At 57.1% G+C, this 12,063-nt stretch carries 17 protein-coding genes and 2 pseudogenes; 7 read left to right on the plus strand and 12 right to left on the minus strand.

The genetic code is table 11. The features are described 5' to 3' along the window. The 3 genes and pseudogenes from ABIE33_RS35585 to ABIE33_RS35595 all read left to right on the plus strand — a co-directional run. Positions 1-200 (plus strand): annotated as a pseudogene (locus ABIE33_RS35585) (aspartate aminotransferase family protein); the annotation flags it as partial. 64 nt (positions 201-264) lie between these two features. After that, on the plus strand, positions 265-1,017 hold the full coding sequence (locus ABIE33_RS35590; RefSeq protein ID WP_429133787.1) for an HpcH/HpaI aldolase family protein: 753 nt from the start codon (positions 265-267) through the stop codon (positions 1,015-1,017). 25 nt (positions 1,018-1,042) lie between these two features. Beyond that, positions 1,043-1,846 carry a carbon-nitrogen hydrolase family protein gene (locus ABIE33_RS35595; protein WP_429133789.1) on the plus strand — a complete coding sequence of 268 codons (804 nt, stop codon included), beginning with the start codon at positions 1,043-1,045 and terminating at the stop codon, positions 1,844-1,846. A 157-nt stretch (positions 1,847-2,003) separates the two neighbouring features. On the opposite strand, the pseudogene ABIE33_RS35600 reads toward ABIE33_RS35595, so the two are convergent. The 8 genes and pseudogenes from ABIE33_RS35600 to ABIE33_RS35635 all read right to left on the minus strand — a co-directional run. Then, positions 2,004-2,144 (minus strand): annotated as a pseudogene (locus ABIE33_RS35600) (LysR family transcriptional regulator); the annotation flags it as partial. A 127-nt stretch (positions 2,145-2,271) separates the two neighbouring features. Beyond that, entirely contained in the window at positions 2,272-2,550 is a 279-nt protein-coding gene (locus ABIE33_RS35605) for a carboxymuconolactone decarboxylase family protein (protein WP_429133791.1), read from the minus strand. Between the two features lie 204 nt (positions 2,551-2,754). Beyond that, entirely contained in the window at positions 2,755-3,045 is a 291-nt protein-coding gene (locus tag ABIE33_RS35610) for a type II toxin-antitoxin system RelE/ParE family toxin (RefSeq protein WP_429133792.1), read from the minus strand. Continuing rightward, a complete protein-coding gene (locus tag ABIE33_RS35615; protein ID WP_429133794.1) occupies positions 3,042-3,290 on the minus strand; it encodes a CopG family ribbon-helix-helix protein in 249 nt (82 codons plus the stop codon). Before ABIE33_RS35615 ends, ABIE33_RS35610 begins: the two co-directional genes overlap by 4 nt. 389 nt (positions 3,291-3,679) lie before the next feature. Beyond that, positions 3,680-4,612 (minus strand): IS110 family transposase, encoded by a 933-nt coding sequence (locus ABIE33_RS35620; RefSeq protein ID WP_429133815.1) that lies wholly within the window; start codon positions 4,610-4,612, stop codon positions 3,680-3,682. Between the two features lie 108 nt (positions 4,613-4,720). Continuing rightward, positions 4,721-4,918, minus strand: a complete 198-nt coding sequence (locus ABIE33_RS35625; protein ID WP_429133796.1) for an integrase core domain-containing protein — start codon at positions 4,916-4,918, stop codon at positions 4,721-4,723. Continuing rightward, on the minus strand, positions 4,893-5,555 hold the full coding sequence (locus ABIE33_RS35630; protein WP_429133798.1) for an IS3 family transposase: 663 nt from the start codon (positions 5,553-5,555) through the stop codon (positions 4,893-4,895). Before ABIE33_RS35630 ends, ABIE33_RS35625 begins: the two co-directional genes overlap by 26 nt. A gap of 257 nt (positions 5,556-5,812) precedes the next feature. Then, a complete protein-coding gene (locus ABIE33_RS35635; RefSeq protein WP_429133800.1) occupies positions 5,813-5,986 on the minus strand; it encodes a transposase in 174 nt (57 codons plus the stop codon). A gap of 690 nt (positions 5,987-6,676) precedes the next feature. On the opposite strand from ABIE33_RS35635, the gene ABIE33_RS35640 reads away from it, so the two are divergent. Further along, positions 6,677-6,883, plus strand: a complete 207-nt coding sequence (locus tag ABIE33_RS35640) for a hypothetical protein (RefSeq protein ID WP_429133801.1) — start codon at positions 6,677-6,679, stop codon at positions 6,881-6,883. A gap of 201 nt (positions 6,884-7,084) precedes the next feature. On the opposite strand, the gene ABIE33_RS35645 is transcribed toward ABIE33_RS35640, so the two are convergent. Together ABIE33_RS35645 and ABIE33_RS35650 are read right to left on the minus strand one after the other, a co-directional pair. Continuing rightward, on the minus strand, positions 7,085-7,588 hold the full coding sequence (locus ABIE33_RS35645) for a hypothetical protein (RefSeq protein ID WP_429133802.1): 504 nt from the start codon (positions 7,586-7,588) through the stop codon (positions 7,085-7,087). 38 nt (positions 7,589-7,626) lie between these two features. Beyond that, positions 7,627-7,971, minus strand: coding sequence for a lysozyme (locus ABIE33_RS35650; RefSeq protein ID WP_429133804.1), 345 nt, complete (start codon positions 7,969-7,971; stop codon positions 7,627-7,629). Positions 7,972-8,090: 119 nt separating this feature from the next. On the opposite strand from ABIE33_RS35650, the gene ABIE33_RS35655 reads away from it, so the two are divergent. The 3 genes from ABIE33_RS35655 (at position 8,091) to ABIE33_RS35665 (ending at position 9,174) form a co-directional block, all read left to right on the plus strand. Next, the gene (locus tag ABIE33_RS35655; RefSeq protein WP_429133806.1) at positions 8,091-8,351 is read left to right on the plus strand and encodes a hypothetical protein; all 261 of its coding nucleotides are present in this window, start codon (positions 8,091-8,093) and stop codon (positions 8,349-8,351) included. A gap of 77 nt (positions 8,352-8,428) precedes the next feature. Beyond that, entirely contained in the window at positions 8,429-8,686 is a 258-nt protein-coding gene (locus ABIE33_RS35660) for a hypothetical protein (protein ID WP_429133808.1), read from the plus strand. A gap of 224 nt (positions 8,687-8,910) precedes the next feature. After that, a complete protein-coding gene (locus tag ABIE33_RS35665; RefSeq protein WP_429133810.1) occupies positions 8,911-9,174 on the plus strand; it encodes an Ldh family oxidoreductase in 264 nt (87 codons plus the stop codon). Here the strand turns inward: ABIE33_RS35665 and ABIE33_RS35670 are convergent. Both ABIE33_RS35670 and ABIE33_RS35675 read right to left on the minus strand, forming a co-directional pair. Then, complete coding sequence (locus ABIE33_RS35670) at positions 9,154-9,399, minus strand: hypothetical protein (protein WP_429133812.1); 246 nt, start codon at positions 9,397-9,399, stop codon at positions 9,154-9,156. The genes ABIE33_RS35665 and ABIE33_RS35670 overlap by 21 nt on opposite strands. Before the next feature lie 243 nt (positions 9,400-9,642). Beyond that, entirely contained in the window at positions 9,643-11,130 is a 1,488-nt protein-coding gene (locus tag ABIE33_RS35675; protein ID WP_429133813.1) for a DUF1254 domain-containing protein, read from the minus strand. Positions 11,131-12,063 lie beyond the last annotated feature (933 nt).

A 12,063-nucleotide genomic window follows, 5' to 3' on the forward strand; every position in this document is an offset into this window, starting at 1 on the left:
ACGATCGCCGGTTCTTCGAACCGAGCCAAAAGATCGGCCCGCAGGTTTCCGCCGCGCTGGCCGAGCATGGCGTCATCGGCCGTGCCATGCCGCAAAGCGATATCCTCGGCTTCGCCCCGCCCCTATGCCTGACGAGGGACGAAGCCGATATCGTCGTGAAAGCAGCGGCGGCTGCAATCGAACAGGTTCTCGGACGGTGATTGTCTCGGTGGCAGCCGATGGACTTTCTCTTTCCTGCCTCTCCAACGTAAACAAGGAACGATCGTGACAACAACCACGCCACACAAATCGGCCGTCTGGCTTTCGGGACCGAATGTTGCGGCCGCCGAAATATCCGCCGCTATCGGCTACACGTCTGCAATTCTTGATATCGAGCATGGCACTTTCGACCTGGATACGCTCGACCGTTTCATTTGCTTGCTCAAGGGCCTTGGACTGGATGTGCTCGCCAAGGTGCTTGGTCCCGAACGCGGGCCCATCCAGCAAGCCCTGGATTTCGGCGCAGATGCGGTCATCATTCCACACATCCTCGATGCCGTTCATGCCGAGAAAATCTGCCGTTTCTCTAAGTTCCCGCAAAGAGGCGACCGGAGTTTTGCCGGCGGTCGCGCCGTCGCCTATGGCAGCCCCAACGACCGATGGTTTGCCGACCAGGACAGCCGAACGCGCTGCTATCCAATGATCGAACATGCCGGTGCACTTCGTGATATCGCCAAGATCCTAGAACTCGACACGGTGGACGGTGTTTTCGTGGGGCCGAGCGATCTTTCGCTTCGGCGCGGTCGCGGTTCCTACAAGCGCAGCGAATCGGATTTTGCAGATCTGCAGATCATTGCCGACGCGGCCCGTGCTGTGGGCAAGCACTGGCTGCTGCCGGCCTGGAGTGTTTGCGAGAAGCAATTCGCGCTCGCAAATGATGCTCATACGCTGGCCCTGACGATGGAGCACGGCGCGCTGACGCATGGTCTCAAAGACGCCTGGCTCAAAACAGAAGAGCTTATTTCAACGGCCCACTGAGCGACGACAGGAACGGAATTCAACAATGAAAATATCCCTTATCCAGATGAACTCGCAGGACAACAGGACTGAAAACCTGCACACCGCGGCCGCCCTTGTCGAGGAAGCAGTGACCCGCGAAAAACCGCAACTGGTCATTCTCCCAGAGTATTTTGCTTTCCTTCATGACGACCCCCAAGCTATGCGGGAGAGCGGCGAGCAGTTCCCGGGAGGAGAAATTTACGCATTTCTCTCACAGTTGGCCGACAGACACGCCATAACGCTTCACGCAGGGTCAATCGTCGAAAAGGACGGGAGCAACTTCTACAACACGACGTTGGTATTCGGACCCGATGGCCGACAGATTACCCGCTACCGCAAGATGCATCTCTTCGATGTCGATACCCCGAACGGAACGAGCTATCGGGAATCCGATTACGTTGCGCGCGGCAATGACCTTGTAACCTACGGGATTGGCGACGCAGTCGTCGGATGTGCCATCTGCTACGACCTGCGCTTTCCCGAGCTTTTTCGGGCACTCCGAGATCGGGGAGCCGATGTTATCGTCCTGCCCGCAGCATTTACCGAGGCAACCGGCCGGGATCACTGGGAAGTTCTGCTGCGCGCGCGCAGTATCGAAACGCAGACCTATCTTCTGGCGGTCGGCCAAACCAGCTCGCACGCTCAGGGAAGAAAACTCTGCTGGGGACACTCCCTGGCCATCGACCCATGGGGCCGAATTCTGGCTCAAAGTCCCGACAGCGTTGGAGCCACCTCTGTTACCTTGGACATCGACTACACCAAAACTGTTCGCGCCAACATTCCCCTCGCAAATCACCGGGTCCTTTGAGATGTTCTGGGGGCGATGGTGAGGATACGTTCGATCCCACTCCTTGATCAGATCCACTCTAATGAAAACGCCCCTAGGAGATCATAAGTCCACTCCGTCAAAGTTGGCTAAATCCGACAGAGGCCGGTGAGAGAATGTATCGTCGGCTGTAGCCCATTCACCTGCCGGCCCTGACCCGCGACTTCGCGATGTCGATGATAGCATCCCGGGCAGCCGTTGGGTTCTCCTTGGACCAAGCAACGCCGAGCCCGATGCGGAAGTCGACGCCCCGCACCTTCCTGAGCTCGAAGTTGCGATTGAAGGATGCGAACGACCGTCGACTTGCACGTAGTCGGGCCTGCGCAAACGCTTCCGCAGGCCTTGCAATTTATAAACTCGGCATCGGGCACAGGCCTCCCTGCTCGCCGGTTTTGCCAGCTCCTTTTCTAGCGTTCGGAGAAGACCTCGCTAACGCCATTGTCGTTTGAACGCGACTGAAGCCGGCATGGGGAAACATGTGGAGGATTGCCTCGGTTACCTTTGTGCGCGCCTGCGATGTGAACCTTGAGCGGCAGCTCCTCCGCTGCCGTCCCGCGCGCCGCGAGGGCGGCGATCGTTGCCAGTTCGCGCGACTTGAGGTCGAGGCCTGACCTGGAGAAACTTCGACATAGGAGAATTCGAGGATGTAGCGGCCAAGGTCGGGTGCGACGTCGCGGATCGACCACGGCCTCGCCCGCCGTCGGACTTCTTGAGCAAGTTGATCTGTTACCCTTTCCGCGCCACGGCCCACCGGAATTCCGGACGATACATTATGCGATCCCAGACGCACAGAACGGGAACAAACGTTAAGGTTGCCGCAAGTTCATCTCTCGATCTTTGATGAGAAGTAGTCCGTGACCACAACAAAAGACGTGTTCTGTTGGCCGTGCCTAGAGAACCTGCGGCCATCTTTGGTGAGCGTGCATGACGGTGAGAATCTCGACGTCCCGACTTACGCGGTAGGGAATGATGTAGGGGATGTCGACTAGCACGAGCTCGCGGGTGCTCTTGATACGACCAGGCCGCCCACTTGCAGGGTACTCCGCTAACGTATCCACGGCAGTGACAATCCGTGCCACGACGCGGGCCGCCGCATCCGGATTGTCTTTCTCGATATACGCGCCGATCTCATCAAGCCGCCGCAACGCTCGAAGCGTCCAGCGAATACGCTTCCCGCTCATGATTGACGAGCAGACCTGACGTACTTCCCGACGACGTTCGCCACATCTTCATCGCTGGCGAACTCACCCCGGTCGGCCTCGGCCAGCCCGGCTTCAATCTCGGCAAGCTGCCATTCCTGCTGCTCAACAAAAGCTTCGATGGCTTCCGCAGCCATATAAGAGCGTGACCGGTCCAGCTTCTCAGCGATCTGATCCAGCTTGCTCGCGGTTTCATCTTTTACACGCACGGTAAACGCAGCCGTCATGGGCCCCACCTTCTATGGTTCACCTTGATTATCGGTGAACCACTCTGGTGCGTCAAGGTTCAAACCTCCAGCTCATCCACCAGGCGCTTCATCAATCGGTTTGCCGCCCTTCAGAATCTCTCTGGTGGGGACTCACGGTCAGAGCCGTCGGCTTCTGTAACGGACCATCTGTCAACTCCCGATAATCTTTAATCTCATCGCCGGCTTCATGCTTCTGTACGTAGTCGCCGCCAAGGCGCTACATGATGGATGTCCTAACGAACCAAGCCGACCAATCTCAGTAAGCGCAGTCACCAGAGGGCTGCACCGACGGCTCCGGCCTGACTTGATCCGTGCGTCCCGGCGACGGGACCTTGCCATCGGGCGTGGTGGTTACCTGCCCGAAAGCCCTAGACCGCCGCAGCAAGAGCATGGTCAAAGCATGTACCATCGACAAGCATCCGATGCATTACGACCGATAGTTTGCGTGCCAGGGCAACCTTGGCCTTCTTCATTCCCGATCGTTGTGCAACCCGCGCCGCCCAGCTCTTGAGCCGAGAGCCTTTCACTGGTCCGGTCAGAATGATGTTCGCCGCTTCGTATAGGGCGGTACGAACCTGGCCGGTGATGTCGGTCTCGCCCGATTGGTATTTGCGCTGGGTCAGCCCAAAATGTGCGCCGACGGTTCGCGACGATCGAAAGCGTCCCGGGTCGTCAATCCCCGAAACAAAGGTGAGCGAGATCACGGCCCCCACCCCGGGAACCGTCATCAACAAACCCGCACGTTCGTCCTTTCGAGCGCGCAAAATAACGCGCGCGTCAAGGACGCGGAACTGCTCGAACACAACGCCGCGGGCTTTGAGAAGCGCGTCCGCCACTTCCGCCAGGCCCGGTACACCCGCCGCCAGTTCACGTACCCTTGGTTCGAAAGTCTTGCGGGTCGTCTCCCCCACCTTCAGACCGTAGCCGCGCAAAAGGCCGCGCAGGCTCATCTCAAGATCATGCCACTTGCTCTGAAGCACCTTACACCGGTACCAGCCCAGGCGCATCAACTGCGCAATCCCGCGGGCATCCTTGCGATCCGTCTTCACCGGCATCGAACGAAAGGCATCGCGGACATGCCGGGTCTCAAGAAGCAACACAAACCCCGCCGTTCGCAACCCCGCATAAAGCCACTGTGATAAGGGACCGGCTTCAAGACCAATCCGCTTCACCACAAGGCCAAGCGTCGAAAACCACGCCACCAGCGCATCTGGCTCGCTGGCAACCTTGGCTTCCTTCACCACAACCCCTGCTTCATCAACTGCGGGTTTCGGCAAAGTCCGGACAGGGTTTCCGGTAATATCCGGACACTGTTGGAATGCACCCCTATGGTGAGACAGAGAAATTGCGGGACAATTTCACACGCTGAGTTCAAGTACGGCATTTCTCGATGATGTCGACAGCGATTGTTAGTATTCCTCCAGGGTGAGATAATCGAGCGCTGAATGCAGCCGTTGCCGATTGTAAACGTCTTCAATGAAGCTCGCGATACGCCGCCGGGCATCAGAGGCATCTCGATAAGCCAATCCTGCCACCTCTTCCTGCTTCAATGTTTTCATGAAGCTTTCCGCACGCGCATTGTCATACGGATTGCCCACCCGGCTCATACTCGGCAGGATCCCATGCGCATGGAGGATATCGGAATAGCTGCTGCAAGCGTATTGAATATTGAACTCCCCTGTCAGAGTGATGAATCAAGCTGCCAGGGACTGGAGCACGCGCGGAGATCGCCATTTTCAGGGCATCGACTGCAAGGCTGGCCCGCAAGTGGAGTTCCAGCGCCCACCCGATGACCTTGCGGCTGAAAGCATCGAGCACAACCGCCAAATAGGCGAACTGCTCGGCAAGGTGCAGATAGGTGATGTCTGCGACCCAAAGCTGGTTAATCGCTGTCAGCTCCATCCCACGAGCCAGGTTTGGGACGACGCGCCAGCTATGCTTGGAATCGGTGGTCCGGGGTACGAACGGCCGATTGCGCAAACATAAGAGATTGTCCTCTCCCATCAAACGCAACACACGTTTGTGGTTCGCCTGCCAGCCCTCCCGGCCCAGAAGAGCGCCAATCCGGCGATATCCATAATGCCGATTGGCCAAGGCCAGCCTTTGGATGACATCTCGTAGACCGGTTTCTTCCTGACGCGGCGCTGATTGCTGCCAGTGCCGGTAGTATCCCGCCCGGCTAACACCGGCCAGACGGCACATCTGTTCGATTCCTGTCGAGCCTTGCGGCATGCGGGCTGTCATTTTCTGGATGACTTCGAAGACGCCGCCCCTCCAGGCGCGTCTTTCTGCTGTTGACTGCCCCTCACATGCCGCAAGGCTACTTGAAAAAAATCGAGTTCAACCTGTTGCTGGCCAATCTTGCGTTCAAGTTCGACAATGCGGCGACGGGCTTTGGCCAATGCATCCGCACGACGCTGTTCAGCCGATACTGCAAAGCTCGCCGCCAGAGTTTGGGGGTCCGGCGGTGCCTCGGGCGGCGGCTGTTTCTTTGGCCGTCCCTACCGGGCCGGCGTCAGATTGCCACACGTCCGTAGCTGCTCACGCCAAGCATATAAGCGTTGGCGGTGAATACCCAGTTCGTCGGCCAGACGGCTGACGTTCTCCCCGTTGTGCATCCGCACGAGCATGGAGAGTTTCTCTTGTTCGCTAAATCTCGGCTTTCTTCCAACCATTTTTAGTTCCTGTAATCCAGAAACTGTCCGCTATTTATTTGTCTCAGTCGAGGGGTGCATTCCAGCGCTGTCCGGGATTTAGCGGAATCAATGTCCAGCTTTTGCGAAGCGCGCAATCAACCACGCACAGATGCGAGGCTTCCAAGAAACGTCGATACCCGTATAGTACAACATGGTGGCCTCCTACGATGCTTGGCGCTGCCCAAATGCTGACGCCGTAAACCATCATACCGGGAGGCCACCGCCCTTCACAGGACTGTGGCGACCGGGCCGTTACACCATCTTATTAAATCCCGCATGCCGCGCTCATGGAGAGCGATTAGTCTGATAGCCAAACTCTCGGCTTCCCCGCCAGAGCGGGTAAGTGCGATATAACACGTTCGTCGAACACGTCCTCTTTTATCGAACTGGTCGGCCGACGATCTGAGGGTGAAAACCGCCGGGAACGGCATGACGCGATCTCCTCTCGTTGAGGCAACCCTCACGCCGCAGTTGCCTTCAGTACAATTATAGATCACCGATCTCGATCATCCACAGCCCGTGTCATTTCTCACTATCCATGCACTCTAAAGTGAAGCTTCGCCGCAGGAATGAAGGGTTGTGGTTTTGCGCATAGGAGCCATAATCAAGTAGATGAGCGCGCGCGGGGCTCAGGCTGGGATCAACTTCCGCCCTCATGGGAGGTAATAAATGCCGAACCCATCCGGATCTCAATGCGAGATCGTGACGCCGGACGACTTCACTGCGATCGAAGATGTTTTCCAGTCCCTTCTGCGAGTCCGGGGGCTGGATCGAGACAGTGAAGAAGCCGAACGGATCGCCGCGCGTCTGATCGAACTCTACCGCAGCGGTGTCCATGATCCAGAGGCCCTCAAGCAGATGGCGGACTATCTTTAACTATCCAAGGGAGCATGGAAGAGCGTATTCCCAAACTGGACCTTCGAGCCGAACGGCTTGCCCGCTTCATTATCGACGAATTCAACCTCGGGCAGACAGATGAAGGGAAGAAGCAGAGTAGCCGTTGACTGTCGGAACAAAGCCGTCCAGCGAGCGCAGAAGACATCTGGAATGGCTTCAGATGGGCCCAACGAGGCATCTTCAAGGCTTCGGAAACTCTGTGTTGTCGGGGTCGTAGTTGAACAGTTCCACCTGGCTGGCATAGGGTGCTGGACGCAAATAGTCGTCGTAGGTAGCCAGAATTTTCCTCAGCTTCGATTCATCCGAGGTCAACCAGAGTTCGACCTTTCCCCTGTACGGAGCTCCATACCACTTCGCCGTGTAATGGCTGCCCTCCTCGCTGGAGGTCGGTCCTTTTATCAGCCGACAAGAGGTGAAACGAGCTCCGGAGCTGTACAACAATGGCGGATCGACTCGGGGTTTCTCGTTCCAAAGCTGGCCATTTACCCATCGGCTGAACGTCGATTTTTTCCTGAATCGATATTCGCGCATTAGTGCATAAGTTCCATCGGATTTGACCTCGAAAATCTGCCCGCCGTACACTTCGGTCGCGCGTGCGTTAGAGTATGCGCGGTTAACAACCGAGCAAGAGGGGTCGAGGTAAGCTCCAGTCTCGGCGGAAACATCCGTCGCGGATGTCGTCATGAGGCCCGCCTCGGCCGAGCGACGGTTCACGAGACCCTTCACCGCTTGCCGCCGGCGTTGACCCACTTCATTAGCTCGGTCGGGACGGCGTCATAGCCGCCATCGTTCAGCTTTTTCAGCAGCGTCGACTTTCCGAGCCGGCCGGTGTTGAAATCGAATGAGACGAGAACAGCGTGCTGGTTGTCGGTCAACGGCACCTTGACCAGGCGCGACACCCGCTCCTCAAACGTGGCGAGATCGGCGCGCAAGATCGCTTCGGCTTCCGCCTCGGTTATCACCATGTTCGGCGTCACCACAGGCGCACTGGCCGCGCTGGTGTGGCCGTAGCCGATGGTCCAGATGCCGGCAACGTCTCGATAGGCTTCGTCTTCAGGCCTTCCCACTGTTTGACGAGCGCATGGCCCGCCGCGTTGATGCGTCGTGTCATGGTGTTAACCTCTTTTGTTTTCAAGGAAATATGCGATAGTGGATAGGCGGCAAGGCCAGGTCAGGAGAGACCGTTATGGACCTTGAAAGGATCGGTAGATCCCGTTTGAAAATGAGGCTTCCAGCGTTGCGAGCGTTGATTGACGGGCAACAGGGCCTGGTCCTCCGCGCGTTGTCTGAAGAGTATGCAGTGGCCTGGATAGCCCGAGATCAGTTGAGCGTTGCACGCCGTTATGACCCCGCCGATCTCTACGATTTAGAGGTCATCTGCGCCGAAATCGAAAGAGACGTCGACCGTCTGCTACGGAGATCGAACATCAGCCAAGCCTGGAACTAGTGCGGCTTGGTGGCCCATACGAAACACATCCCGCATCTGTCGTAGCGTCGATGGCCGCCAGTCCGAGGAGCAAGGCGATGGATTTCGAGAAGGTCGGGCGGACCCGCATGATGATGCGGCTGCCACGGCATCGGAAACAGATTTCCGAAGCCAACTTCCTTGCGATCAACCATTTGCTGGAAGCTTACGGCGAAGCGGCTATGAAGCGCGATGAGCTTCGCGAGCAACGGGCTCCTGAGCCCACAATGCTCGACGAGTATGAAACGCTCTGCCAGAAGCTGGAGGACGTAATTATCACGATGCTGGCCAGTGTGAGCCCGCGAATCGTTCGCTGAACTTGATCCACTTCATTGCCAGTAGTTTCTCAGTAGCGAAAAAGTGCACCCAGTTCGCAATCTTCACTTAACGAGCGAGCGGCATGCTCTCGATAGTTGCCGCTGCCCCCCTGACCTCGCCGGCAACTCGGAACCGCAATCCAGCTTTCCGGATGGCGGTTTCTTTTCGTGACGGAGCATCCGATGGCTTATGACAAGTAAATGGCGACGGCGGATTTGCTCCCTTGGCTGCCGACGTCGGCCGCCCTGAGCTGATTGAACTCGCGCGTCGTCAGGGCATCGCGGCGATGGCGATAGGCAACACGCATCACTTCTCGGCTTTGTGGGCAGACCTCGAACCGATTATTGATGCAGGCCTCGTCGCTTGGTGCTTCGTAGTAGGACAATGCGCCGTCGCACCCTATGGCGGAAGCAGTCGGTTGATGGGCACCAATCCGATCGGTTCAACGACTCGATTTTTGGGGTGTTCAGTGATGCTTCGGTGCTAGCAGCACGACGCCCGCACCGAGCTCAAACATTTCTGTCTCAGCGTTGATCGAGAGGTAATGGTTTTCCGCCAGCTCGATCAACGCTGATGAGGCCTCTTCCCGCGACCACCCGGCTGCCTCGATCCTGTCGATCAGGAGCTGGAATTCATCAGCGATCGCCTCCTGGCATTGCAGGTCACGATGGGGGTGACACTTCGGATGTTTAGGTCCGGCGATTTTCGGCATGGCGTTTCCTCCTGCAGTATATGTTAGGGCGCGCTGCGCATTCTGCAAGGCGCCGCAGAGCTTGCTAACCCATCTGGTAGACAATTGTTTTCGTTGACTGTTCGCGGGCCCTCCGGAACCAGAACGCCAGCAGATTGCCCAGGTGCGAGAGTTCGCGCATTTTCGCAAAGTTACGTTTCTGCGGTCAGCGTTTGGCCATGACGATCGGGCCCCTCCGGGGCTCGATCGTCTCGTTTGTACTGATTACTGAGCGGTTACTGCCGAGAGGGCGTTGGCCTTCGTAACTGCCGGTGGGTTCCATTTGCCGTAAAGGGCGTCGGTGGATGGCGCATAGAGGCGCATGGTCAGGTTGAAAGCTCCCTTGGGAGCGGGCAGCCAGTTGGCCTCCTTATCTTTTCCAGGGCTGTCGTTCTGAAAATACAATTCCAGCGAACCGTCCGCGTTATATTTGAAGGGCATCCAGCTACTGACGGCAAAACGGTTCAGGCTGTTGCCCACTTGGAAGCCTTCTGCGTCGTAGAGAGTGATCGACCAGAATGCGCGAACCGGAGGTGTGGCGCCCTTTTCGAAACGGATCACGTACTTATTTGAGCCGTCAAGCGGCTTTCCTTCGCCATCCGCCAGGTTGAGCGGATAGATAGCATCCTCCACCAAGTTTGCTCCGAGCCCCTGTTGCGCGAGGATCGCGCGTTTCAGGTAATAGTTGCCGTACACGCCCACTGTATCGGTGTTCATCGACCAACCATTGGCAATACGGGCGAGGGTCGCAAGTTTCCACATCATCAGGTGCTGGCCCAGTTCGGGCGCTTTCTTGATTGCAGCCTGAACCCCAGGATCAAGCTTATCCAATTCAAAGGGCTTGCCCGGCTCGATCCCAATGCGCTTCATCTGAGCAACGATTGGTTGATCAGTTTTGTGGGGTGGGTGCAGCTTAAGAAGTTCGGCCGCGTAGGCGAAAAATTTTTCTCCCGACATTGTATCGACTTGGGTTTTCGGCGGCGTCTTCATATCAACCGCCGGATCGACCGTTACTGTAGCGGGCTGAGGATCCTTGCCCCATTGAGAGAGAGGCGTAATCCGGTACTCCGACTGAATCTTGTGAACGGCGTCATAGTCTGCGGGGCCATCGGTCTTAGTGCGACCGATGACCCAGACATAGGGGGTCGGCGCATCGATCCTCTGGGTTCCCTTCGGTAGCTTGAACTCGTCGAAATTGTCCCGCAGATCGGGCTTCCAACCTGACGATGCTATCAGGAAATGACCAGCTTCGGTCCCGGTTGTCCGCCAGCCGGGGGACGCAAAAACATCGGTCCACATGTCCAACATCGGCAAGAGATAGTAGCGCCCGCCCGTGTCAGGGACAGATATGACCACCGGTTCTTTGGTAAGATCGAGCCACCCAGACGAATACAAGGTATCGAAGTTCGGGCGTACGACCACTCTGACATCGGCGCCTGGGAATTCCGGAAAGTTCGAGAAGCCGTTCATTGGCCCGAAGCCAGGCATCTTGCCGGCTTCCAGGTTGGTTAACTGTTTCCGTGTGACGTCCATCGAAATGAGCGGATAGAGATAGACGTAGGCGTCCACCGCAATCGACTCTGCTTCTGCCTCGGTGATCTGTTCCGCCGCGCGCGCGCCGATGGCAAGAGAGGCAAGTGACGCCGTGAGAAGAACAATTTGGCCCAGCCGGCGGAACCGGCTGCTACCGGAAATTTCACATAAAAATGACATCGCATTCTCCACTGTTAGTTGAGACAAGAGAAAACATGGCAGCCATTTTAGCGCCGTGCGATTGTTCGCGATTTCGTTAGAAGGCAACTCCCAGGATTCAATATCCGAAGAGGAGCTGAGGCGGTCGCCAGGCTCTCCTGCGGTGCTGCTAATTTAGCGCGTTTTGAGGGGTTAGCAACGTGACATGTATTCTACAGGTAGAATTCGCCATCGCGGCAATAGGTGGTTGCATTACCCAGAATTACCGCGGAAAACTTGCGAGAAAAGTGGCATTCCAGACAGTGCCATCGCTGCCTCTTCGCGCGATCAGCCGGCCGCGTGGGCTGATGGTCGCAAGGCCCTACTAATGGAATGGCGGCGTGATGATGCAGCGTAGAGCGCGATCGTGGCGCTGGCACGCAAATTGTTGGTTTCTCTAATGGAAATACGTGATCGCCGGCGTTGTCATCGAGGGCGCGGTGTTAAAGACGGCCTGACAATGCACACAAGCTACATTCTCTAATCTTCCAGGAGCGATCAATCCCGGCGGATCCAGGGGGACGAACCGATCCGCGACATGGCTTCAAACGCCGCTACTAAGAATGGTCTCGTCCTCCTGAGCCTTTGCCGCAACGCAAGCGGAATGATGGTGCAGCCGCCCGGCGCGGCGACCGAATGTGAGTTTGAACCGGCAATGGAAACAGGCCCGTTCACGCGAACAGGCTCAGCCTTGGATGCCGAAAGAGCGACCGAAGGAAACATGCGATGGACCTTTAAAAGTTCTTGACCCGAAGTTCCCCATGTGAGTCGCGGACAGGCATAGCGGCGGATTTGGATCGATTTTCGTAAGCGCCGATCTGTAAGCGGTGACGTGAGGCCGTTACTTCTTGAAGTTCCAGGGCATCAGAGCGTCGAGATCGCTTGATGGCCAACCTGCGGCGATACGCTCAAGCG

Origin of the sequence: Ensifer sp. 4252 (assembly GCF_050434565.1) — a bacterium.
Classification (GTDB): domain Bacteria; phylum Pseudomonadota; class Alphaproteobacteria; order Rhizobiales; family Rhizobiaceae; genus Ensifer.

Bases quoted from the DNA above. Each gene is read 5' to 3' on its own strand.
- ABIE33_RS35640 (WP_429133801.1), top strand. From the start codon at position 6,677: ATGCCGAACCCATCCGGATCTCAATGCGAGATCGTGACGCCGGACGAC.
- ABIE33_RS35595 (WP_429133789.1), top strand. From the start codon at position 1,043: ATGAAAATATCCCTTATCCAGATGAACTCGCAGGACAACAGGACTGAA.
- ABIE33_RS35610 (WP_429133792.1), bottom strand. From the start codon at position 3,045: ATGAGCGGGAAGCGTATTCGCTGGACGCTTCGAGCGTTGCGGCGGCTT.
- ABIE33_RS35615 (WP_429133794.1), bottom strand. From the start codon at position 3,290: ATGACGGCTGCGTTTACCGTGCGTGTAAAAGATGAAACCGCGAGCAAG.
- ABIE33_RS35655 (WP_429133806.1), top strand. From the start codon at position 8,091: ATGGACCTTGAAAGGATCGGTAGATCCCGTTTGAAAATGAGGCTTCCA.
- ABIE33_RS35675 (WP_429133813.1), bottom strand. From the start codon at position 11,130: ATGTCATTTTTATGTGAAATTTCCGGTAGCAGCCGGTTCCGCCGGCTG.
- ABIE33_RS35630 (WP_429133798.1), bottom strand. From the start codon at position 5,555: ATGACAGCCCGCATGCCGCAAGGCTCGACAGGAATCGAACAGATGTGC.
- ABIE33_RS35635 (WP_429133800.1), bottom strand. From the start codon at position 5,986: ATGGTTGGAAGAAAGCCGAGATTTAGCGAACAAGAGAAACTCTCCATG.
- ABIE33_RS35660 (WP_429133808.1), top strand. From the start codon at position 8,429: ATGGATTTCGAGAAGGTCGGGCGGACCCGCATGATGATGCGGCTGCCA.
- ABIE33_RS35670 (WP_429133812.1), bottom strand. From the start codon at position 9,399: ATGCCGAAAATCGCCGGACCTAAACATCCGAAGTGTCACCCCCATCGT.
- ABIE33_RS35645 (WP_429133802.1), bottom strand. From the start codon at position 7,588: ATGACGACATCCGCGACGGATGTTTCCGCCGAGACTGGAGCTTACCTC.
- ABIE33_RS35625 (WP_429133796.1), bottom strand. From the start codon at position 4,918: ATGAGCCGGGTGGGCAATCCGTATGACAATGCGCGTGCGGAAAGCTTC.